Below are 19,777 nucleotides of genomic sequence, written 5' to 3'. Positions count from 1 at the left end.
AAAACGCGTTGTAGGCTGAAGCCAATCTGCCAACGACGATCCGTCGCCTACTGCGCGACAATCCTCAGGTTGGCGTTGCCGTAGAATGTGTAGGCGAGATAGGTCGGATCGCCGGTCTGGTAGAATTCTCTGCGGACATCCTGCAGGATCTCGGCCAGATAGACCGGCCCGTCCTTGATCCGCGTGCTGATGCCGCCATAGAAATCGGTCGAGAAGGCCGCTGCCGCGCGGTCGGTCAGTGGCCACATGCCGCCGATGAAGCCGGAAGCGCCGCCCGCCAGCACTGCCGGACCCCAGCCCTGCACGAAGCCGCCGAGCATCTGCGAACGGCCGGTGTCGCAGGCGTTGAAAAAGTAGAACGGATTGCCCTTGCCATGCGCGGCCGCGACCAGCGCGGCCCATGTATCGGGGTCGAGCGACTGGTCGACGAGATCGATGGCAAAGACCGGCCGGCCACTGCTCGGCTGGTTGACCTCGCCATGACCGGAGAAATGAATGAAACCGGTCGAGACTTCACCGACCAGTTTCTCGAAAGAGGGTGAAATCGCCATCGAAGCGGCGGTAGCCGTAAAGCTTGCTCAGCGCCGCGATCTCGTCCTGCTGAAAGCGCAGCGAGCGCTTGTCGAGATAGGAGGGCGCGACGGCCGCGACGCCGGTGAAGGTCATGCGGTCGAGCGGGTTGTCGACCTGTGAGGCACTGCTGCGCGGAGCCCAGCGCGCCAGCCGGTAGCCCATGCCGAGAAAACCGTCGGCGACGGCGCCGTCGGCGCTGCGCGGGCGGATCAATTCCCAGGGCAGCGTCGGGCTGTTCGAGGTGATCTGGATCGAATGGAGTTCGCCTTTGCCGCGCAGCGACCAGAACACGTCCTTGAACGGTTTCGGCACATAGTCGCGGTAGAGCGCATCGCCAAAACCTTCGGCGGCGAGCGTGACAAAGCGCTTTTGCGCCCCCGTATCGCTGCTTGCGGCAGGCTGCTGCAGCGAAACGGCGCCGCGCAGGCTCAATCCGAGCTGCAGCAGGCGGCGGTATTCGGAGTCCAGCCATGCCGCCATCTCAGGTGGCGTCGAGAACGTATCGGTCACCGGACCGGCCAGATGCGGCGAATGGATGATGATCTGCCCCGAACCCAGCCCGCTCGGATCGTCATAGAGGATGGTCACGTCGAGATCGGGGACGTCATCGCCGGCTGCGCCGCCGAGCGTCACATTGCCAGTTACCGCCGGCTGCGGCGCCGCTGCGGCCAGCATCAGCATGGCAGGTGCTGCGGAGCGTTCGGCTGTGGCGCTCAGAGCGGCTGCCTCGACAGGCGCGGTGCGGCGAATGATAACCGACCGCGATGCCGATCCCAGGAACCTCCCGGCGCTGTAGATGCGCGCGATGAACTGGGCCGGCTTGCTGTCCTTGGCGATCGGCCGCGCCTTGACGTCGAAGCGGACGAAGTCGCTGTCGCCCTGGCGGTAGAGCGTCGTCCGTCGGCTCCATTTGCCGCCGTCAGCGAGATCGAAGCCGGAGGCGAACAGATCGATATCGATCGGCCATTGCTCGGTTCCCGCCGGCATCGCCATGGCCAGGGCGCCATCTTCCGTCACCGACGAGCCCGGCGCTGCCTTCACCTTCACTTCGGGCGTGAATTGCTCTTCGGTAAGGGCGATCGAAACGGTCACCGTCTCGCCGGCGACAATCTCATCCGGCGCATCGATGGTTGGATGGCGCACCACCTCGACAGCGCCCGTCTCGGGTTGTGGAAGGGCGCCGCCGGAAGGAGGGCTTTGCGCCTGGTCGATGGGCGGCGGCGCTGGTTTCGGTGGCGCCTGCGCCTCCGGCGGACTTTCGGCGCCGGTCGCGGGTGGCGGGGCCGATGTCATGCCGTCCTCAGGGGGGATCCCTGCCTTATCGGGGGGCGGTTCGGCGCCGGTGGCTCCGCCATCCTGCGGATAGGTCCCGCCGAGATTGTTCTGGGCAGCGGCCACAGCTGCGTCTTCAAGACGTTGCTTTTCCTCTTCGTATCGTTGCCGAGCCTGCTCTTCCTGCAATTGGCGCTGCTGTTCCTGGCGTTTGTATTCCTCGTAGAGCGCCGCCTCCTTGGCGCTGTCGCCCATCGCGGCATCGGGACTGCCGGAGCCCCGTACAACGTCCATGGGGTAGGGCTCCTGACCGCTGCCATCGGCGTAGTCGCTGCCATCAGGCTCCCAACCGCCACTCCCGGAGATGTAGCCGCCGCTCGCCATCGCCGGCGGTGCCGGTTCCGGCACAAGCGGCAGCGCCGGTGCCGCGCCGGCCACCTGGTCCGGCGTCAGCACAAAGGCAGCGTCTGCCGAGCGGCCATATGCCATCCATGGCCACTGGGCGCCTGACGTTTTGTCGATAGTGGTTTGCCTGACCGAGGCGAGGATGATGGCTATGTCCGCGCCGCGCTTGACCAGCGCAGCGGTGAGCGCATCGGCAAATACGGTGACGGGGCGGGCTTCGTCCAGTGCAACGGTTCCGGGTTTGGCCGACAGAGCGACGATGGCGTGGGTGAGGGGATCGACCGCCGCCAGACCCTGCATCACGCCGGAAGTAGGGTTGTGGCCATCGCCGGGATTGTCGAGCAGAACCACCTTCAATGTCGGGGTTGCCTCGAGCGCCTGCATGAACAGATCGAGGGGCAATGCCGTCTGGTCGACCGTTTCCTTTGAATCGATCCGGGTGCCGCGCGTCAGTAAATAGTTCCTGCCGTTGGCCTGCGCGGTGTGGCCGACATAGTAGAAGATGCCGACGGAGTCCGGTTTGGCCAGGGATTGGGCGAAATCATGCATGGCGCGCGCGACATCGGCGCGGTCGCCATCCGACACCTGCCGGACGGTGAAGCCAAGCGATCGTAGTGTCGCTGCAACGAGTTCGGCACTGAGGTCGGCGTTGGCGATTGCCGGTGAGCCCTCAGAGGCCGGATTGGCGACAACCAGCGCTATCCGCTCTTCGCCGCGCGCAGCGGAGAAGAGCGCCATGGTCATCAGCAGCACGACCGCCAGAAAAAGGCGCATGACCGTGATCCAAGCCCTGCAGGCTGCGGCGCTCACGCCACGGCTTGCCCAATTCATCAATGGCCCAACCTTGACCATATCATGTCGGCTTCGCCGGCGCACTGCCGGTGCCGATGATGCAGTTGTGTCGCTAAAAGATATTGACTGTATGTTTAGTAATTAATACCGTTGCCCGACATACCGAGTTGGTCAGCCGGCATTCGCCGGTGAATGATCACCAGGACGAAGGGAACTTAGGGACTCGAGGCGCAATCCCGCCGGTCCCAACAATGGGAGACACAAGCATGCAGTTGAAATCGACCGCGACGGCGCTCGGCCTGTCGCTGCTGGCGATGACCGGCATTGCCCGCGCCGAGGGCGAACTCCAAGTCTACAATTGGGGCAACTACACCAGCCCGGACCTGATCAAGAAGTTCGAGGAAACCTACAAGGTCAAGGTTACCGTCACCGACTACGACTCCAACGACACGGCTCTGGCCAAGGTCCGCCAGGGCGCTTCCGGCTATGACATCGTCGTTCCATCGGCCAGCGTGATGCCGATCTGGATCAGCGAAGGCCTGCTCTTGGAAACCGATCCCAACACGATGGAGAACTTTAGAAACGTCGATCCGAGATGGGTCGACGTGCCGTTCGACCCCGGCCGCAAATATTCGGTGCCGTGGCAATGGGGCACGACCGGCATCTCGGTCAACAAATCGGTCTATGCGGGCGATCCGAACACCTCGGCGATTTTCCTCGATCCGCCGCCGGAACTCGTCGGCAAGATCAATGTCGTGCCCGAAATGGGAGACATCATGTTCCTCGCCATCGCCTATGAGGGTGGCAAGTACTGCACCGACGACAAGGTGCTTTTGAAGAAGGTGCATGACAAGCTCATCGAGGCGAAAGCGAAATGGCTGTCGCTCGATTACGCTGCCGTTGACGGTCTCGGCAGGGGCGACATTGCCGCCGGCGTCAACTGGAACGGCATATCGCTGCGCGAGCGGCTGGAGAACGACAAGATCGTCTACGGCTATCCCAAGGAGGGCTTTCCAATCTGGATGGACAATGTCGCGGTGCTCAAGGATGCCAAGAACGTCGAGAACGCCAAGCTCTTCCAGAATTTCATCATGGACCCCAGGAATGCAGCGATGATCTCGGCCTTCGCGCACTACGCCAACGGCATCAAGGGCTCCGAGCCCTTCCTGCCGGCCGATATGAAGGGCGCGCCCGAAGTGGATGTTCCGGCCGAATTTGCCGACAAGGGCCAATTCATGCCGGCCTGTCCCGCAGACGTCCAGGCGCTCTACACCAGGATCTGGACCGATCTGCAGAAATAGCGGCCCCGCCAGCCGAAGCTGACCACCAAACATCGGGCCGCGGATCGCGGCCCTGCCATCGCCAATGCCAGATGCCGTAAAGCCGCCGCGGGAGATTTTCGATGTCCGATCTCGACCTTTGCTACATGCCGGCCAGCGAGGCGTTGCGGCTGTTCAAGGCGAAGAAACTGTCGCCTGTGGAACTGATGCAGGCCACCATCCGCCGCGCCGAGGCGACGAAAGAAACGATCAATTGCCTCACCTTCACGCATTTCGACGAGGCGATGGATCTCGCCAGAAAAGCCGAGGCGAAATACGCCAGAGGCGCCAGGACCGGCGCGCTCGAGGGCCTGCCGATCGGCATCAAGGATGAGAGCTACATCAAGGGCAAGCCGACCTCGCATGGCTCGCTGCTGTCCGGGGACGCGCTTGGCGGCCATACCTCGACGATGAACGAGCGTGTCATGAAGGCCGGCGGCATCGTCCACGCCCGCACGGCGACGCCCGAATTCAGCTGCGCCGGTTATACCTGGTCGAAGCGCTGGGGCGTCACGCGCAACCCCTGGAACCCGGATTTCACGCCGGGCGGTTCGTCGGGAGGTTCGGCGGCAACGCTGGCCTCCGGCACGTCGTCGATCGCAACCGGCTCGGACATAGCGGGCTCAATCCGCATCCCTGCCTCGGCCTGCGGCCTGGTCGGCTTCAAGCCGCCTTACGGCCGCAATCCCGATGAGCCGCCGTTCAATCTCGATTTCTACTGCCACACCGGGCCCTTGGCCCGAAACGTCGGGGATGCGATCCTGCTGCAGAACGTCATGGCCGGGCCGAGCCCGCTCGACATCGCCACGCTGCGCCCGAAACTGCGCCTGCCGCTCGACTACAAGCCGATCAAGGGTTGGAAGATCGCATTCTCCATGGATCTCGGGTCCTTCGAGGTGGATGCGGACGTGCGCAAGAACACGCTCGCTGCCTGCGATGTGTTCCGCTCGCTCGGCGCCACCGTCGAGGAGGTGGACCTCGGCTGGGGCGACGAGGTGCTCAAGGCCGGCATGGCCTATCTCGAACATCTCTTCGGCGCCTCGCTGTCGCCGCTGCTCGCCAAGCACGGCAAGGACATGACCAGCTATGCCAGGCAGTTTGCGCAGGACGGCCAGAAGTCGAAGGCCACGGACTTTGTCGCAACTTTGGACGTGGCGGCCAGGATGTACCAGACGCTGGGGCCGTTGCTGGAAAAATACGATGTGCTGATCTGCCCGACCAATGCGCTTCCCGCAGTGCCGGCGGAATTCGATCAGACCAAAGGCAAGGTCGAGATCAATGGACGAGAGGTGAACCCGTCGCTGGGCTGGGTGATGACGACGCCGTTCAACATGCTGAGCCGCTGCCCGGTTCTGTCGATCCCGTCGGGCCGCGCCGCCAACGGCGTGCCGACAGGCATCCAGATTGTCGGCCGCACCTATAGCGACGCTGACGTGTTCCGGGCGGGTATGGCCTATGAGACGGCTCGTGGTCAGTGGTACACGAATGCCGGGACACGCCCGACGCTGTGAGTCCGCAGGGCGCCGGCATGCCAAGGCAGCGGCGGGATGTTTCGGCCGCCGGGGAAAGGCCTGACGACAATGGCGCAACGCATAGCCACTCCGGATGCGGGAAAAAGCAAGGCGGCCAAGGGTGCGGCGAACGACGCCGCGCCCAAGGACCGCCGGCGCGAGCGCGGCGAAGCGAGCGTCCAGCGCATCATCGACGCCACCATCGAGCTCATCGCGGAGGAGGGGCTGGCCAGCGTCACCATGCAGCGCATTGCCGGGCATGTCGGCTCGTCCAACGCACTGGTCGTGTTTCATTTTCGCAGCAAGGAGAACCTGTTTCGGGCCGTCCTGCAATATCTCAGCGACCAATATGACGCGGTGTGGCTGACGCTGGTGCGGGCGCCCGGCCTGTCGCCGGTAGAGCGGGTGTTGGGCGCGGTCGATTGCGCGCAGCGCTTTGCCCGGCAGCATCCAAAATGGGTTTCGGTCTTCGTCGTCTTTTCCAGCGACCGCAAGAGCATGCAGATCTACAATGAAATCGGCCTGCCGAGCGATCTCGCCTACACGGCCGAAGCGCGCGAACTGCTGATCGAGATTTCGCGCAGCGGCGGTTACACCGGCGTCGACATAGACACGCTGTCGGAGAGCCTGAATTATCTGGTTCACGGCGCCTGGTATTGGGACCATCTCAACCCGTCCAGCCGCGACACCGACGTGCTGCGCAAGACCATGCTGCTCCTGCTGCACCAGGCCTTTCCGCGGCATTTTTGACTTGGGGTGAGATGCGGCCATTGCGAGCGACGGAAAGCGTCCTCTGCAAACCTAAACCCGAAAATCTCTACGATGCCTTGATCTCTGTAAAAATGCTTGCACAATCCAGAGGTGCGATTTAAACAACCTAAGGATGCATTCGAGGGTGGGTAGATGTGGCATTGGCTGATACTTCTGTTGCTGATTGGTGTGCCGGTTTTCTTCGCCGTCCGGTCGTCGCGCAAATCCTCACAGAGCCCAGATGACCTCGTGGGGTTCGGCGGCTGGCTGATCCTGCTGGCGATCAGTCTGTCCCTTTCGCCGTTGCGCACACTTATCGATATGGCCAGTCTGGTCAAAACCTACCAACAGCTTGTTACAGTGCCCAACGGGGCCTTGGCCATCTATGGCGAGGCAGCCCTCAATCTGGCATTTCTGGTGCTTCAGCTGGTCGTGCTTGTTTCGATGCTGCGGCGAAGCCACCGCTTCCCGCAGCTGTTCATATGTCTGTGGTTTGCGATCCCTCTCTTGTTCATACTGGACGCAGTTTGGATATCGATTGTGCTTGGTGTCCCGGTAAACCGTTTGCTTGCCGGAGGGGCTCTGGTTACACCTTTGGCATCCTTCATAGTCACAGGGATCTGGGCCGCCTACGTCTACAGGTCGGTTAGGGTGAGAAACACGTTCGGCGATACGGCGGCCATACAGGCCGCGACATTTTCCTAGAAGGTCCGACGGCTGCGAGTTGGCCTGATGTCGTGCTGCCAGCTCCGCCGAATAGATCCGTCGGCAGTCCTCCTTCGTCTAACGAGCTTTGGGTGGCCTGCCACCCGAAGCTCGAAGAGCGAAGGGGTGGTGCCCCCGGACGGAATCGAACCGCCGACCTTCGGTTTACAAAACCGCTGCTCTACCAGCTGAGCTACAAGGGCACGGCGCTCCGGTTAGCATATTTGGTGCGCCAGTAAAGACAAAACTCCGTTTTCGATCGCTGATGGACGCCGCCGAGGTGGGCGGGCCGCCATGCTGAAAACCGCCAATGCGATCCCTACATATCTCTCAGGTGCAAACGCATCGAACGGGGTGTCGCATGATCAGACTTGTCATCATCCTGCCGCTTGTCGTCATCGCCTGGTTTCTCGTGGTGAAGCTCATCAAGGATGTGAAGAGCGCCAAGATCGACTGGACCGGCGTCGCCACCATCATCGGCTTCATCGTGCTGGCCTTCTGGCTGCGGCACGTTACGGGCATGGGGTGACGGGAGCGAATAGCGAATAGGGAGTAGCGAATAGGGAAGTCTTAACTCCCGAAAGCCACTTCGCTACTCGCTACTCGCTACTCGCTACTCGCTACTCGCTGAAACCTTCGAACCTTTCGCCGCACCGCGACGACTGATCTCCAGAGGCGAATGGTCGCCTCGACCAGGGAGATCATCATGTTGAAGCGCACTCTTACGTCAGGCCTCGTCGCCATTCTCGTCGCCACCGGCGCGCTCGCCGGCACCGTGCAGTCGTCCTCCGCTCACAGCCACCACCATCATCACAAGCACCACGACAAGCCTTGGTGGTGGTGGAACCACCACCACAAGCACCACCACCACGACAAGCCTTGGTGGTGGTGGAACCACCACCACAAGCACCACCACCACAAGCATCATCATGGCAAGGTGATCATCTTCCTTTGAGCGAGACGACCGCCTCGCGGAAAGGGCGGCTTCGGCCGCCCTTTTTTGCTTGGCCTCGATAGCGATGAAACCGGCACGCAGCAGATTTTTGCCGGACCCGAGAAGAAATCTCAAAAACCTTCGAACCTTTTTTCTCGTCGCGACGACCCATCATCAAGAGGCGGATGGATCGCCTCTCGCAACGAAACAAGGAGATCGTCATGTTCACGCGCAAAATCGCTTCCGCTCTTATCGCCAGCACTGTCGCCGCCACCTCGCTGGTCGGCACCGTCCAGCCGTCGGCCGCCCACAGCCATCACCACAACCGCGAAATCGGCATCGGCATCGCCGCCGGCGTCGGCGGGTTCGTGCTCGGCAGCCTGCTCAACCAGCAGCCCCGCACCGTCTATGTCGACGACGAGGGTGGCTCCTGGCACGTCCGCCGCTGCGCCAACCGCTACGCCAGTTACGATCCGTACTCCGACACCTATGTCGGCTATGACGGCTACCGCCACTATTGCCGCCTTTAGGAGGAGGCACCCCCACACGGAAAGGAGGGGCTGTACGCAGCCCCTCCTTCCTGATTTGAGCGCGCCGCGGTGCGGGCTACGGTTCGGAGATCGGCAATCCCGCTGCACGGCAGATGCGGGCAACACTCGCATTCTGCGATTGATCGCCCATGGCGATGAGTTCGAAGCTGCTTCCTTCATCCGGATAGATCTTGGCGGCGAACGGTTGGTCTGTTGTATGACCACCGGACGACGTCTTTGCAGCGACATGGCCGCAGACCAGGATTTCGCGGCGGCCGTCGAGCGTTCGCTCGCCGGCACGCATCTGCCCGAATCTGGCGGATACAGGATCCTGCAAATGCTGGCGAATGCCGATCGTGATTGTCTCCTCCAAAGCGAGCGAGATCGGAATCTCGCTGACTTGCTGGGAGACAGGGGCGGGTTCGGGCGCCGTCGCCACGCATCCGCACAGTGAAGCGGCGAGCAAAAGCTGAAGCGTTCTCCGCATTATAATCGGAACCCGCCGATCATCCTCGTCACCTCAGCGGCGGCGTCGCGCACCAGCGGCCCGATCTCGTCCAGCCGCTCCATCGTCACCCGCACCGTCGGTCCGGAGACCGAGACACCGCCGATCGGCTCGCCGAACTCGTTGAAAATGGCGGCGGCTACGCAGCGCATGCCGGGATGCCGCTCCTCGTCGTCGACCGACCAGCCGCGGTGCTTGATGACAGCCAGGTCATGGGCCAGCGCCGAAATGTCGGACAGCGTCTTGTCGGTGAAGCGCTGCAGGCCCGACTTGCGCAGGATGGCGGCGACGCGTTCCGGCTCGAGCTGCGCCAGCACCGCCTTGCCGATGCCCGAGGCATGGAAGGAGCTGCGCGTGCCCGGGCGGAAGAAGGCGCGGATCGCCTGATGGGTCTCGACCTGGCTGACGAAAACGACGCAATCGTCCTCGGCGACGCCGAGATTGGCGGTTTCACCGGTCTTCTCCATCAATTCCTGCATGACCACGCGGGCCCGGTCGACAAGCTTGCGGCGGCGCAGGAAGGCGGCACCCATGCGGTAGGTCTCGACGCCGATCGACCACAGCTGGTCCGATGTATCGAACTCGACCATGCCGTGGTTCTGTAGCGTCGTCAGCATGCGGTAGGCGGTGGACGCCGCGAGCTCGCTACGCGCCGAAATCTCGCTCAGCGACAGGCCACTGCCTTCAGCGACGATGGCCAGGATGCGCAAGGCCCGGTCCAGCGACTGTACAGAACCGGCCTCGGACGGACCGTTGAAAGCGCGCGGCCGGCCGCGCTGGCGTTTTTCGCTGGTTTCCATGGCGGCATTGTCGCCGGTTTCGCCGAAATCGCAATGAAAAACTTTTTCACAGATTCTGGTGCCCGGATTCATGAAAAACGGAAAAGCCAGCGAAATCAGTGGACAGGAGCCGTTTTCTAGAAATGAAAAATTATTCTGAAAAAATTGAAAAATGAAAACCATACTGGCATTGTCGGTCGACCAACAATTTGCGGAGGCTGGACGTGGCCAGGATGCGCGCTGTAGATGCAGCGGTTCTCGTTCTCGAAAAGGAAGGCGTTTCCTGCGGCTTCGGCGTGCCGGGCGCGGCGATCAATCCGTTCTATTCGGCGCTGAAGGCGAGGGGCTCGATCCGCCACATCCTGGCGCGCCATGTCGAGGCGGCCTCGCATATGGCCGAAGGCTACACGAGAGCCAAATCCGGCAATATCGGGCTGTGCATCGGCACCTCGGGCCCGGCCGGCACCGATATGATCACCGGGCTTTATTCGGCGGCGGCGGACTCGATCCCGATCCTGTGCATCACCGGTCAGGCGCCGCGGGCACGGCTCAACAAGGAGGATTTCCAGGCGGTCGATATCGCCGCCATAGCCGCACCCGTCGCCAAATGGGCGGTCACGGTCATGGAGCCCTATCTCGTGCCGATGGCGCTGCAGAAGGCGTTTCATCTCATGCGCTCGTCGCGACCGGGCCCGGTGCTCATCGACCTGCCGGTCGATGTGCAACTGGCCGAGATCGAATTCGATATCGATGCCTACGAGCCGCTTGTCCCGTTCAAGCCGGCAATGTCGCGCGCCCAGGCCGAAAAGGCCTTGGCGATGCTCAATGCCGCGGAAAAGCCGCTGATCGTTGCCGGCGGTGGCATCATCAATGCCGATGCGTCCGATCTCCTGATCGAATTCGCCGAGATCACCGGCGTTCCGGTCATACCGACATTGATGGGCTGGGGTACGATCCCCGACGATCACCGGCTGATGGCCGGCATGTGCGGGCTGCAGACCTCGCACCGCTACGGCAATGCGACCATGCTGGAAGCCGACTTCGTCTTTGGCATCGGCAATCGCTGGGCCAACCGCCACACCGGTTCGGTCGATGTCTACACCAAGGGCAAGAAATTCATCCATGTCGACATCGAACCGACCCAGATCGGCCGGGTGTTCGCGCCGGATCTCGGCGTCGTCTCGGACGCCGGTGCGGCACTAAAGATGCTGCTCGACGTCGCCACCGAATGGAAGACGGCAGGAAAGCTGCGCGACTGGTCGGGCTGGGCGAAGGAATGCCAGACCCGCAAGAAGACGATGAAGCGCAAGACGCATTTCGAGCAGGTGCCGCTGAAGCCGCAGCGCGTCTATGAGGAGATGAACAAGTCGTTCGGCCGTGACACCACCTACGTCACCACGATCGGCCTCTCGCAGATCGCCGGGGCGCAGTTCCTGCATGTCTACAAGCCGCGCAACTGGATCAATTGCGGCCAGGCCGGCCCGCTCGGCTGGACGCTGCCGGCAGCGCTTGGCGTGCGCGCCGCCGATCCGGATCGCACCATCGTGGCGCTGTCGGGCGACTACGACTTCCAGTTCATGATCGAGGAACTGGCGGCCGGCGCACAGCACAAACTGCCGTATATCCATGTCGTCGTGAACAATGCCTATCTCGGCCTGATCCGCCAGGCGCAGCGCGGTTTTGCGATGGATTTCGAGGTGAGCCTGGCCTTCGAGAACGTCAACCGCGCCAACGATCCGGAGGCCGGCTACGGCGTCGATCATGTCGCGGTCGCAGAAGCGATGGGCTGCAAGGCGGTCCGGGTGCGCAAACCGGAAGAGTTCGCCGGCGCGTTCAAGGAAGCGCAGCGGCTGATGAAGGAATACCAGGTGCCGGTGGTGCTCGAATTCATCCTCGAGCGCGTCACCAACATTTCCATGGGCACGGAAATCGACAAGATCACCGAATTCGAGGACCTTGCCGAAAGCCATGAGGATGCGCCAACGGCGATTGTGTTGCTCGATTAGGCGCGCCGATATTCAGGTGAGACAGGCCTGCAAACGGCGCCTTCCTGCGCTTCCGGTGCTCACGTACAGAAAGTACGTTCCGCTCCGGTTTTCGAAAGTCACCGTTTTCGACTCTGCCCGACCTGAATCTCAACACGCCTAGGGCCAAGCAGAAGAAGGAGAAAAAGAATGCCGCGTTTTTCAGCCAATCTGTCGATGCTCTTTGGCGAGCATGAGTTCCTCGATCGCTTCGATGCCGCAGCCCGCGCCGGCTTCAAGGGCGTCGAATATATCGGCCCCTATGATCATACGCCTGACGTGGTCGCGGCCCGGCTGAAGAAGAACGGCCTGACACAGGTGCTGTTCAACCTCCCGGCCGGCGACTGGGGCAACGGCGAGCGCGGCATCGCGGTTTTGCCCGACCGCGCGCCGGAATTCCGGCAAGGCATCGCCAAGGCGATCAGCTATGCCCATGCGCTCGGCTGCGAGCAGGTCAATTGCCTCGCCGGCATCGCGCCGCAGGGCGTGGATCGTTCGGTGCTGGAAAATACTTTAGCCGAGAACCTCGCGTTTGCAGCCGAGAAACTGGAGCAGGCCGGCATCCGGCTTTTGATCGAGCCGATCAACACGCGCGACATACCGGGTTTTTTCCTGAACTATTCGGAGCAGGCGCTGGCGCTGATCGAGCGCGTCGGTTCGAAGAACCTGTTCCTGCAATACGACATCTATCACATGCAGATCATGGAGGGGGATCTCGCCCGTACCATCGAGGCCAACCTCGGCCGCATCGCGCATATCCAGCTTGCGGACAATCCCGGCCGTCACGAGCCGGGGACGGGCGAGATCAATTATCCCTTCCTCTACGAGCATATCGACAGGATCGGCTATTCCGGCTGGGTCGGAGCGGAATACAAACCGAAGGCGGGGACGGAGGCTGGGCTGGGGTGGTTTCGGGAGCTTAACGGGCAGGGGAGTGCCGCGGCTTAGCTGTTACGATTGAAGTCGCGTTCCTTCGCGCCCCCCTCTGGCCTGCCGGCCATCTCCCCCACAGGTGGGGAGATCGGACGTCATCCCGGCTTTCGCTCCCCAACATTGCAGGGTGAGCGAGGCGCCGAAACTGCCAATCTCCCCACAAGTGGGGGAGATGGCCGGCAGGCCAGAGGGGGCGCGAAGGAACTCAGCCTCAACAAAGGAGAAAACAATGGAAACCATCGGCTTCATCGGCCTTGGCATCATGGGCGCGCCGATGGCGGGGCATCTCCTGGATGCCGGCTACGCCGTCATTGCCAGCGACCACCGCTCGAAGCCGCCGGCCGATCTCGTCGCCAAGGGCTTGAGAAGCATCACCGGCCACGCGGCAGTGGCGAAGGCCGCGGATATCATCATCACCATGGTTCCCGACACCCCGCAGGTAGCCGAGGTGCTGTTCGGCGAGAACGGTGTCGCTTCCGGCCTGAGCAAGGGCAAGCTGGTCATCGACATGAGCTCGATCTCGCCGATCGAGACCAAGGTTTTCGCCAAGAAAATCAACGATCTCGGCTGCGACTATCTTGACGCGCCGGTGTCGGGCGGCGAGGTCGGCGCAAAGGCGGCGTCCCTGACCATCATGGTCGGCGGCGAGGACAAGGCGTTCGAGCGCGCCAAGCCCGTGTTCGAAAAGATGGGCAAGAACGTCACGCTTGTCGGCCCGAACGGCGTCGGCCAGACCACCAAGGTTGCCAACCAGATCGTCGTAGCCCTGACCATCGAGGCGGTCGCCGAGGCGCTGGTCTTTGCCGCAAAAGCCGGCGCCGACCCCGCCAAGGTCCGGCAGGCGCTGATGGGCGGGCTGGCGGCATCGCGCATCCTCGAGGTGCATGGCGAGCGCATGATAAAGCGCACCTTCGCGCCGGGCTTCCGCATCGAACTGCACCAGAAGGATCTCAGCCTGGCGCTGGAAGGCGCCAAGGCGCTCGGCGTCTCATTGCCCAACACCTCGACGACGCAGCAGCTGTTCAACTCGTGCGCGGCGAATGGCGGGGCGAAAGAGGATCATTCGGCGCTGGTGCGGGCGCTGGAGCGGATGGCGGGGCATGAAGTGGGTGAATAGTGAACGGTGACGGTAAGAACGCTTTCCATTCAGCATTCACTATTCACTTTCCAAGGAATTTCCGTGCCGCATAAAGGCTCACCGCCGCGGCGTTCGACACGTTGAGCGAGCGGATGGCGCCGGGCATGTCGAGGCGGGCGAGTGTCGTCACCGTCTCGCGCGTTTTCTGGCGCAGGCCCTTGCCTTCGGCGCCGAGCACCAACGCTATCTTTTCGCCTGAAAAACTCGTTTCGAGTTCGGCCGGCCCATCGGAATCGAGGCCAATGGTCTGGAAGCCGGCTTCGTGCAGCTGTTCCAGCGCGTCGGCCAGGTTCTTCACCTCGATCTGGTCGATATGTTCCAGCGCGCCGGAGGCGGATTTGGCCAGCACGCCGGATTCCTGCGGGCTGTGGCGGGCCGTGGTGATCAGCGCACCGGCGCCGAAGGCGACCGCCGAGCGCAGGATGGCGCCGACATTGTGCGGGTCGGTGACCTGGTCGAGCACCAGCACCAGTTTGGTATCGCCGAGCGCGTCAAGGCGCTTGGGCTTCAGCGGCTCGGCCTCGATCAGCACGCCCTGGTGGACGGCGTCCGAACCGGTGATCTTGTCGATGTCCTTCGGCTCGACCAGTTCGGCCTTGAACGGCAAAGCGGCGAGGTCGGCGATCGCCAGCCGCTCGGCGGCATTGCGCGTCACCAACATCTTTCTGATCCGCCGGCGCGGATTGTCGAGCGCGGCGCGCACCGTGTGCAGGCCATAAAGCCGCACCAGCCCGTCGGCGGCGTTCTCGCCCGGCGGCACCGGCTGGCGCGGCCGGAAGGCGGGCGCGCCGCCGGCCTTCTCGTCGCGATGGGCGCGGCGCAGCTTGGCGTAATGGGTGTCTTTGGCGGTCTTGGGCGTGTTGTCATTGCTCATGGCCGGCTTCTATAGCCGCGTCGCCGGGCTGTGGATACAGGCAGAAACCCAGCTTGCCGGGCAGGCTGTCAAATTCAGCGCATTTTGCCTTGGGGTGCGGTTGACACCCACTGGCCTTGCCGCCATAAGGCGCTTCGCTGATTTCGGACAAAACCCTGGTTTCGACCTGATCGGCGAGAATGCCTCGTTGCAAGGCTTCGACGGCAGGCTGGAGAGGTGCCCGAGTGGTTAAAGGGGACGGACTGTAAATCCGTTAGCTTAGCTTACGTTGGTTCGAATCCAACCCTCTCCACCACTGCCAGCCCGCGAACCTTGAGGACGATGCGGGTATAGCTCAGTGGTAGAGCAGCAGCCTTCCAAGCTGAATATGCGGGTTCGATTCCCGCTACCCGCTCCAAACTCCCCACTCCGCATCAGATCTCAGCGAATATCTCGACAACGTTGCCGTCCGGATCGCGGAAGAACACTGTTCTGTGGCCCCATTCCTGGTCGGTGAGCGGCAGGACCGGCTGCACGCCCTTGGCCTGAAGCGCCTCGGCGCAGGCAGCGACCATCTCCGGCGCCACCCGGAATGCCAGCTGCAGCGACAGCGCATCCCGCTGCTGCGGCGTGTCGTTGAACATCATGCCGAGGCTGGTCAAGGCCAGCGTGTTCGGGCCGACCCGATATTCGATCCACCTGTCGCCGAGTTCGCGCTGCAGATCAAATTCCATCACATCCCCGTAGAAGTGCCGCATGGCGGCCATGTCGCGGGCGAAGATGACGGTGTAGTCGATCTGACGGATTTCATTGAGCGCGTTCATTGTCGAAGTCCCGTGGGCTGATGTTCGGTCGCCCGCAACCTAGCTTTCCTTTAAAGTAGTACAAGACTATAGCTTATACTGGTATCGGAGGTGACTGCATGCCATACGACGGCCCACGGCGCGATGAGCTTGCCCGCTTCCTGCGCGAGCGGCGGGGCCGCTTGCCGCGGATCGATGGCGCCAATGGCCGCCGCCGGGCCTCAGGCGCGAAGAGGTCGCCGCCGAGGCGGGGATCAGCACCACCTGGTACACCTGGCTCGAGCAGGGACGGGAGGTGAACGCGTCGCCGCAGGTGCTTCGCTCGCTGGCGCGGGTGCTGAGACTGAGCCGGTCGGAGCAGGCCTATCTCTTCCAATTGGCGCGGCCCGATCTCGATTGGCGAAACCGGCTCGGCGAGCAAGGCCTGCCCAGCGCGCCGCTGCTAAGCCTGCTCGACGGGCTGGCGCCGCACCCGGCATATGTCGTCAACCGCTACTGGCAGGTCGTCGCCTGGAACCACCCGGCGGCGGTGCTGCTCGGGGATTTCGAGACGGATGATGAGTGGTCCGGCAGCCTGCTCGCCCGGCTGTTTCTCGACCTGGAATGGCGGCAGCGCTTTGTCGACTGGCCGGAGGTTTCGCGCTCGGCGGTCGCGCAGTTCCGGCTTGCCACAGTCGCCATGCCTCGCGATCCGGTGCTGGCCGCGCTGCTTTCGTCACTGGAAGCGGCAAGCGAAGCGTTCGTCGCGTGCTGGAACAGCCGCGACATCGCCGAGCCACCGATCTGGCGGAAATCCATCCGGCACCCTGTCGCCGGCGCGATGTCGTTCGATTTCGCCACGCTGCAGCCGGGCGGCCGCGACAGTGATTTCTCGGTTTCCGTCTACACGCCGGTCGATGCGTCGACTGCCAGGCGGTTCGCGGCGCTGGTCGCAGCAACGCCCGACAGCCGCAAGGCGGTGCCGGGCGTGTTTGCGCGTGATGCAGGCGCAGAAGTCTAGCTGTTGAAAGCGGACGCGACCTGGTGTTGCTGCGGCACCTGTCCGTTCGGCGTCAGTCTGTCGACAATGCCGGGCAGGGCTGTGGACAATTGCTTGAGCAACTCCTGCTCGTCCAGTCCGGTCCTTTGCGCGATCTCTCGAATGACCTGCGGGCCGATCGCCTTGCCGAGATCATTGGCGTTGATCGGCTGGTTCTGTCCGGTGCCGACCCAGGAGTCAGCGACATTGCCTTGGCCGGCAGTCTTGAGCTTGTCGAGCAGTCCGCCCAGTCCGCCAAGCAGGCCGCCATCCCCTGAGGCCGTGGTTCCGGTGGGGGCTGGCGTTTGAGGCTGGGCGGGCTCGCCCGTCTCTTCGGCACTCGTCTGTTCGGCGCTTCTGCCGCTCAGCATCTTTCCCACCAGCAGCGCGCCGAGCGCGATCATCAGCGGTTTGGTGATGTTGCCGCCGGGTACGGCGTTGTCAAAAAGTCCCATAGGTCAATCCTCCATAACGGCCAAGCCCGTCCCGCCGGCTACAATGGAGCATGCGGGCGGAAATTCAAGTTGGCTTGAGCTTTTGACAATCATGTGACCATGATCGGCCGGCGGGGGAATGGAGAGGAAAAATGGGCATTATCAGCTGGATTATCCTCGGCGTCATCGCCGGCTTTATCGGCAGCAAGATCGTCAATAAGACCGGCCAGGGCCTGATCATGGATATCGTGCTCGGCATTGTCGGCGCCATCGTCGGCGGGCTGATCTTCAGCGCCTTTGGCGCCACGGGCGTGACCGGCCTCAACATCTGGAGCCTGATCGTCGCCGTCATCGGCGCGGTGGTCGTGCTGTGGGCCTATCACCAGTTCTCCGGCAAGCGAACGCTTTAGGCGCCAGTCTGCCGACTGGCTGACCGCAGGACGGCCAAACCTGCTTCGACGCGTTGACTTGAAGGTCAGGCGACGACGGTCAGCCTGCGTTTGCGTTCATCAAGCGAGACGATGGTCAGCCCGCTCGCGACCACCAGCAGGATGCCGCAGACCGCCAGGGCATTCGGGAACTGCCCGAATACCAGCACGCCTGAGATGACCGCCCAGACGGTAAAGCAGTAGTAGAACGGCGCCACCACGCCGGTCGGACCGACGCGATAGGCCATGAAGATGAAGAAATGGCCGAAGATCAGGAAGAATCCGGCGCCGGCCATGAGCAGCAGGTGCCGGGCTTCCGGCATCACCCAGCGCTCGGAAACGAGATGCGCGGCGCCCGCGCCGATCAGCACCACCACGACGGCGGAAATGGCGACGATCATGCCCGGCACCTCGGCCGCGACCCGCCTGCCGGCAAGATCGCGCGCCGCCGCCAATGCCGCGTTGCCGATCGCCAGCAACGCATAGACCGAGATGCCCTGCATGGTCGGCTGGGCCACCATAAGCGCACCGATGAAGCCGAGCCCGATCAGCGCCATGCGCACGCCGCCGATCCGTTCGCCGAACAGGATGGAGGAGCCGACCAGCATCAAAAGCGGGGTGATCTGCCCGAGCGCGGTCGAATCGGCGATCTGCATGTTGGCCAGCGCCACGACGTAGCAAAGGATGGCCGCCAGCTCGAGCAGGTTGCGGCGCAGCACGCGTTTGTCGAAGATCAATGGGATCTGCCTGCCATAGCCCAGCAGGAACAGCAGCGGCATGCCCCATAGCGTGGCCGCGACCCCGCGCAGGAACAGCACTTCATAGGACGGCAATCCCGCTGTGGCGAGCTTCATCATCGTGTCGTTGACGAGGTACGACCCCGTCGAAACGATCATGAACAGCGGGCCGCGTATGGAGGTCGGTATGAATTGCATGGGGCAACCAAATCAGACCGCCGCCGCAGCGGCAATGGGCCAGGCGCCGGCTGCACATCCGGCAGGCAAAGGCCAGGACATGGGCGGGACAGGACATGAGCGGGAATAGCAAACAGGTGCTGGAGCCCGCAGCCCCCATTTCATTTCCGTTCGCGCGTTCCTATATCAGTGCCACATCCCCGCAATCGGATCATCGGTTCGCACCGAGTGGACAGCGCACCCGGCCACAAGGCACTTGTGTTTTTCGGCCGTAGTCGCTAATCGCCCCGCATTCGACTGAACTGAAGGTCAAGGCCGTCCAAGGAAAGAGACTATGGCAAAAGGTAAATTCGAGCGTAACAAGCCTCATGTGAACATTGGCACGATTGGCCACGTCGATCATGGCAAGACGTCGCTGACGGCGGCGATCACGAAGTATTTTGGCGAATACAAGCGCTACGACCAGATCGATGCGGCGCCCGAAGAGAAGGCCCGCGGCATCACCATTTCGACGGCGCACGTCGAATACGAGACGGCTGCGCGCCACTACGCCCATGTCGACTGCCCCGGCCACGCCGACTATGTGAAGAACATGATCACCGGTGCTGCGCAGATGGACGGCGCAATCCTGGTGGTGTCGGCCGCCGACGGCCCGATGCCGCAGACCCGCGAGCACATCCTGCTTGCCCGTCAGGTCGGCGTGCCGTCGATCGTGGTGTTCCTGAACAAGGTCGACCAGGTCGACGATGCCGAGCTGCTCGAACTGGTCGAGCTCGAGGTTCGCGAGCTTCTGTCGAAGAACGAGTTCCCCGGCGACGACATTCCGATCGTCAAGGGTTCGGCGCTGGCTGCTCTGGAAGATTCCAACAAGACCATCGGCGAAGACGCGATCCGCGAGCTGATGGCTGCGGTCGATGCTTACATCCCGACGCCGGTTCGTCCGCTGGACAAGCCGTTCCTGATGCCGATCGAAGACGTGTTCTCGATCTCGGGCCGTGGCACGGTCGTGACCGGCCGCGTCGAGCGCGGCATCGTCAAGGTCGGCGAGGAACTGGAAATCATCGGCATCCGCCCGACGACCAAGACGACCTGCACGGGCGTCGAGATGTTCCGCAAGCTGCTCGATCAGGGCCAGGCCGGCGACAACATCGGCGCGC

Annotated in this window: 22 protein-coding genes, 3 tRNA genes and 1 pseudogene; 17 read left to right on the top strand and 9 right to left on the bottom strand. The window is 62.8% G+C overall.

Going from position 1 to position 19,777, the window contains the following annotated elements; translation table 11 throughout:
* Positions 1-47: 47 nt before the first annotated feature.
* The gene (locus tag NKJ88_RS10875) at positions 48-551 is read right to left on the bottom strand and encodes a CHAT domain-containing protein (protein WP_023707002.1); all 504 of its coding nucleotides are present in this window, start codon (positions 549-551) and stop codon (positions 48-50) included.
* Positions 514-3,024: a caspase family protein gene (locus tag NKJ88_RS10870; protein ID WP_023707001.1), complete on the bottom strand. Its 2,511-nt coding sequence runs from the start codon at positions 3,022-3,024 to the stop codon at positions 514-516. Before NKJ88_RS10870 ends, NKJ88_RS10875 begins: the two co-directional genes overlap by 38 nt.
* Before the next feature lie 284 nt (positions 3,025-3,308).
* On the opposite strand from NKJ88_RS10870, the gene NKJ88_RS10865 reads away from it, so the two are divergent.
* From NKJ88_RS10865 to NKJ88_RS10850, 4 genes are all read left to right on the top strand, one after another.
* Positions 3,309-4,343, top strand: a complete 1,035-nt coding sequence (locus NKJ88_RS10865; RefSeq protein ID WP_352444047.1) for an extracellular solute-binding protein — start codon at positions 3,309-3,311, stop codon at positions 4,341-4,343.
* Between the two features lie 101 nt (positions 4,344-4,444).
* Positions 4,445-5,872 carry an amidase gene (locus tag NKJ88_RS10860; protein WP_023822926.1) on the top strand — a complete coding sequence of 476 codons (1,428 nt, stop codon included), beginning with the start codon at positions 4,445-4,447 and terminating at the stop codon, positions 5,870-5,872.
* Positions 5,873-5,941: 69 nt separating this feature from the next.
* Positions 5,942-6,622 carry a TetR/AcrR family transcriptional regulator gene (locus NKJ88_RS10855; protein WP_031199020.1) on the top strand — a complete coding sequence of 227 codons (681 nt, stop codon included), beginning with the start codon at positions 5,942-5,944 and terminating at the stop codon, positions 6,620-6,622.
* A 153-nt stretch (positions 6,623-6,775) separates the two neighbouring features.
* Complete coding sequence (locus NKJ88_RS10850) at positions 6,776-7,327, top strand: DUF2569 family protein (RefSeq protein WP_023822925.1); 552 nt, start codon at positions 6,776-6,778, stop codon at positions 7,325-7,327.
* 127 nt (positions 7,328-7,454) lie between these two features.
* On the opposite strand, the gene NKJ88_RS10845 is transcribed toward NKJ88_RS10850, so the two are convergent.
* Positions 7,455-7,530, bottom strand: a tRNA-Thr gene (locus NKJ88_RS10845).
* Positions 7,531-7,688: 158 nt separating this feature from the next.
* Here NKJ88_RS10845 and NKJ88_RS10840 point away from each other — a divergent pair.
* The 3 genes from NKJ88_RS10840 to NKJ88_RS10830 all read left to right on the top strand — a co-directional run bounded on the left by NKJ88_RS10840 (position 7,689) and on the right by NKJ88_RS10830 (position 8,791).
* The gene (locus NKJ88_RS10840; RefSeq protein ID WP_023710564.1) at positions 7,689-7,856 is read left to right on the top strand and encodes a hypothetical protein; all 168 of its coding nucleotides are present in this window, start codon (positions 7,689-7,691) and stop codon (positions 7,854-7,856) included.
* 177 nt (positions 7,857-8,033) lie between these two features.
* A complete protein-coding gene (locus NKJ88_RS10835) occupies positions 8,034-8,282 on the top strand; it encodes a hypothetical protein (RefSeq protein ID WP_023702462.1) in 249 nt (82 codons plus the stop codon).
* Positions 8,283-8,482: 200 nt separating this feature from the next.
* Positions 8,483-8,791 carry a BA14K family protein gene (locus tag NKJ88_RS10830; RefSeq protein WP_023667455.1) on the top strand — a complete coding sequence of 103 codons (309 nt, stop codon included), beginning with the start codon at positions 8,483-8,485 and terminating at the stop codon, positions 8,789-8,791.
* 76 nt (positions 8,792-8,867) lie between these two features.
* Here the strand turns inward: NKJ88_RS10830 and NKJ88_RS10825 are convergent, their stop codons facing one another.
* Positions 8,868-9,230 (bottom strand): hypothetical protein, encoded by a 363-nt coding sequence (locus tag NKJ88_RS10825; protein ID WP_245263552.1) that lies wholly within the window; start codon positions 9,228-9,230, stop codon positions 8,868-8,870.
* 47 nt (positions 9,231-9,277) lie between these two features.
* Positions 9,278-10,096 carry an HTH-type transcriptional regulator BhcR gene (gene bhcR / locus NKJ88_RS10820; RefSeq protein WP_023681470.1) on the bottom strand — a complete coding sequence of 273 codons (819 nt, stop codon included), beginning with the start codon at positions 10,094-10,096 and terminating at the stop codon, positions 9,278-9,280.
* A 203-nt stretch (positions 10,097-10,299) separates the two neighbouring features.
* Here bhcR and gcl point away from each other — a divergent pair, with 203 nt between their 5' ends.
* The 3 genes from gcl to NKJ88_RS10805 all read left to right on the top strand — a co-directional run bounded on the left by gcl (position 10,300) and on the right by NKJ88_RS10805 (position 14,149).
* Positions 10,300-12,081, top strand: coding sequence for a glyoxylate carboligase (gcl, locus tag NKJ88_RS10815; protein ID WP_352444046.1), 1,782 nt, complete (start codon positions 10,300-10,302; stop codon positions 12,079-12,081).
* A gap of 168 nt (positions 12,082-12,249) precedes the next feature.
* Positions 12,250-13,047: a hydroxypyruvate isomerase gene (hyi, locus tag NKJ88_RS10810; protein ID WP_023715773.1), complete on the top strand. Its 798-nt coding sequence runs from the start codon at positions 12,250-12,252 to the stop codon at positions 13,045-13,047.
* Positions 13,048-13,261: 214 nt separating this feature from the next.
* Entirely contained in the window at positions 13,262-14,149 is an 888-nt protein-coding gene (locus NKJ88_RS10805) for a 2-hydroxy-3-oxopropionate reductase (protein ID WP_023715772.1), read from the top strand.
* Positions 14,150-14,192: 43 nt separating this feature from the next.
* Here NKJ88_RS10805 and rlmB read toward each other — a convergent pair whose 3' ends face one another.
* The gene (gene rlmB, locus NKJ88_RS10800; protein WP_023833710.1) at positions 14,193-15,044 is read right to left on the bottom strand and encodes a 23S rRNA (guanosine(2251)-2'-O)-methyltransferase RlmB; all 852 of its coding nucleotides are present in this window, start codon (positions 15,042-15,044) and stop codon (positions 14,193-14,195) included.
* On the opposite strand from rlmB, the gene NKJ88_RS10795 reads away from it, so the two are divergent.
* From NKJ88_RS10795 to NKJ88_RS10785, 3 genes are all read left to right on the top strand, one after another.
* Entirely contained in the window at positions 15,043-15,276 is a 234-nt protein-coding gene (locus NKJ88_RS10795; RefSeq protein ID WP_023710560.1) for a hypothetical protein, read from the top strand. The two genes, rlmB and NKJ88_RS10795, sit on opposite strands and share 2 nt — an antisense overlap.
* Positions 15,255-15,339 (top strand) — tRNA-Tyr (locus NKJ88_RS10790). Before NKJ88_RS10795 ends, NKJ88_RS10790 begins: the two co-directional genes overlap by 22 nt.
* Positions 15,340-15,367: 28 nt before the next feature.
* A tRNA-Gly gene (locus tag NKJ88_RS10785) sits at positions 15,368-15,441 on the top strand.
* Between the two features lie 16 nt (positions 15,442-15,457).
* Here the strand turns inward: NKJ88_RS10785 and NKJ88_RS10780 are convergent.
* The gene (locus tag NKJ88_RS10780) at positions 15,458-15,847 is read right to left on the bottom strand and encodes a VOC family protein (RefSeq protein WP_023688409.1); all 390 of its coding nucleotides are present in this window, start codon (positions 15,845-15,847) and stop codon (positions 15,458-15,460) included.
* Between the two features lie 208 nt (positions 15,848-16,055).
* Between NKJ88_RS10780 and NKJ88_RS10775 the strand changes: the two are divergent.
* Positions 16,056-16,178: pseudogene (locus NKJ88_RS10775) on the top strand (helix-turn-helix domain-containing protein); the annotation flags it as partial.
* Positions 16,161-16,826 (top strand): MmyB family transcriptional regulator, encoded by a 666-nt coding sequence (locus tag NKJ88_RS10770; protein WP_352444148.1) that lies wholly within the window; start codon positions 16,161-16,163, stop codon positions 16,824-16,826. The pseudogene NKJ88_RS10775 and the gene NKJ88_RS10770, both read left to right, overlap by 18 nt.
* On the opposite strand, the gene NKJ88_RS10765 is transcribed toward NKJ88_RS10770, so the two are convergent.
* Positions 16,823-17,299, bottom strand: a complete 477-nt coding sequence (locus NKJ88_RS10765) for a YidB family protein (RefSeq protein WP_023681465.1) — start codon at positions 17,297-17,299, stop codon at positions 16,823-16,825. The genes NKJ88_RS10770 and NKJ88_RS10765 overlap by 4 nt on opposite strands.
* 131 nt (positions 17,300-17,430) lie before the next feature.
* Between NKJ88_RS10765 and NKJ88_RS10760 the strand changes: the two genes are divergently transcribed.
* Positions 17,431-17,688, top strand: a complete 258-nt coding sequence (locus NKJ88_RS10760; protein ID WP_023667446.1) for a GlsB/YeaQ/YmgE family stress response membrane protein — start codon at positions 17,431-17,433, stop codon at positions 17,686-17,688.
* Positions 17,689-17,753: 65 nt separating this feature from the next.
* Here the strand turns inward: NKJ88_RS10760 and NKJ88_RS10755 are convergent, their stop codons facing one another.
* Positions 17,754-18,641 carry a DMT family transporter gene (locus NKJ88_RS10755; protein WP_023713250.1) on the bottom strand — a complete coding sequence of 296 codons (888 nt, stop codon included), beginning with the start codon at positions 18,639-18,641 and terminating at the stop codon, positions 17,754-17,756.
* A 313-nt stretch (positions 18,642-18,954) separates the two neighbouring features.
* Between NKJ88_RS10755 and NKJ88_RS10750 the strand changes: the two genes are divergently transcribed.
* The coding region (locus NKJ88_RS10750) for an elongation factor Tu (RefSeq protein ID WP_352444045.1) at positions 18,955-19,777 on the top strand (823 nt) is incomplete at its 3' end.

The organism is Mesorhizobium sp. M0016 (assembly GCF_040324035.1).
In the GTDB taxonomy this organism is placed as follows: domain Bacteria; phylum Pseudomonadota; class Alphaproteobacteria; order Rhizobiales; family Rhizobiaceae; genus Mesorhizobium.
Note: the sequence above shows the minus strand (reverse complement) of the source record. Positions and strands in the feature narration are given on the sequence as shown.

Bases quoted from the DNA above. Each gene is read 5' to 3' on its own strand.
- rlmB (WP_023833710.1), bottom strand. From the start codon at position 15,044: ATGAGCAATGACAACACGCCCAAGACCGCCAAAGACACCCATTACGCC.
- NKJ88_RS10755 (WP_023713250.1), bottom strand. From the start codon at position 18,641: ATGCAATTCATACCGACCTCCATACGCGGCCCGCTGTTCATGATCGTT.
- NKJ88_RS10850 (WP_023822925.1), top strand. From the start codon at position 6,776: ATGTGGCATTGGCTGATACTTCTGTTGCTGATTGGTGTGCCGGTTTTC.
- NKJ88_RS10760 (WP_023667446.1), top strand. From the start codon at position 17,431: ATGGGCATTATCAGCTGGATTATCCTCGGCGTCATCGCCGGCTTTATC.
- hyi (WP_023715773.1), top strand. From the start codon at position 12,250: ATGCCGCGTTTTTCAGCCAATCTGTCGATGCTCTTTGGCGAGCATGAG.
- NKJ88_RS10875 (WP_023707002.1), bottom strand. From the start codon at position 551: ATGGCGATTTCACCCTCTTTCGAGAAACTGGTCGGTGAAGTCTCGACC.
- NKJ88_RS10830 (WP_023667455.1), top strand. From the start codon at position 8,483: ATGTTCACGCGCAAAATCGCTTCCGCTCTTATCGCCAGCACTGTCGCC.
- NKJ88_RS10765 (WP_023681465.1), bottom strand. From the start codon at position 17,299: ATGGGACTTTTTGACAACGCCGTACCCGGCGGCAACATCACCAAACCG.
- NKJ88_RS10795 (WP_023710560.1), top strand. From the start codon at position 15,043: ATGGCCGGCTTCTATAGCCGCGTCGCCGGGCTGTGGATACAGGCAGAA.
- NKJ88_RS10805 (WP_023715772.1), top strand. From the start codon at position 13,262: ATGGAAACCATCGGCTTCATCGGCCTTGGCATCATGGGCGCGCCGATG.
- NKJ88_RS10860 (WP_023822926.1), top strand. From the start codon at position 4,445: ATGTCCGATCTCGACCTTTGCTACATGCCGGCCAGCGAGGCGTTGCGG.
- NKJ88_RS10840 (WP_023710564.1), top strand. From the start codon at position 7,689: ATGATCAGACTTGTCATCATCCTGCCGCTTGTCGTCATCGCCTGGTTT.
- bhcR (WP_023681470.1), bottom strand. From the start codon at position 10,096: ATGGAAACCAGCGAAAAACGCCAGCGCGGCCGGCCGCGCGCTTTCAAC.
- NKJ88_RS10870 (WP_023707001.1), bottom strand. From the start codon at position 3,024: ATGCGCCTTTTTCTGGCGGTCGTGCTGCTGATGACCATGGCGCTCTTC.
- NKJ88_RS10855 (WP_031199020.1), top strand. From the start codon at position 5,942: ATGGCGCAACGCATAGCCACTCCGGATGCGGGAAAAAGCAAGGCGGCC.
- NKJ88_RS10780 (WP_023688409.1), bottom strand. From the start codon at position 15,847: ATGAACGCGCTCAATGAAATCCGTCAGATCGACTACACCGTCATCTTC.
- NKJ88_RS10835 (WP_023702462.1), top strand. From the start codon at position 8,034: ATGTTGAAGCGCACTCTTACGTCAGGCCTCGTCGCCATTCTCGTCGCC.
- NKJ88_RS10865 (WP_352444047.1), top strand. From the start codon at position 3,309: ATGCAGTTGAAATCGACCGCGACGGCGCTCGGCCTGTCGCTGCTGGCG.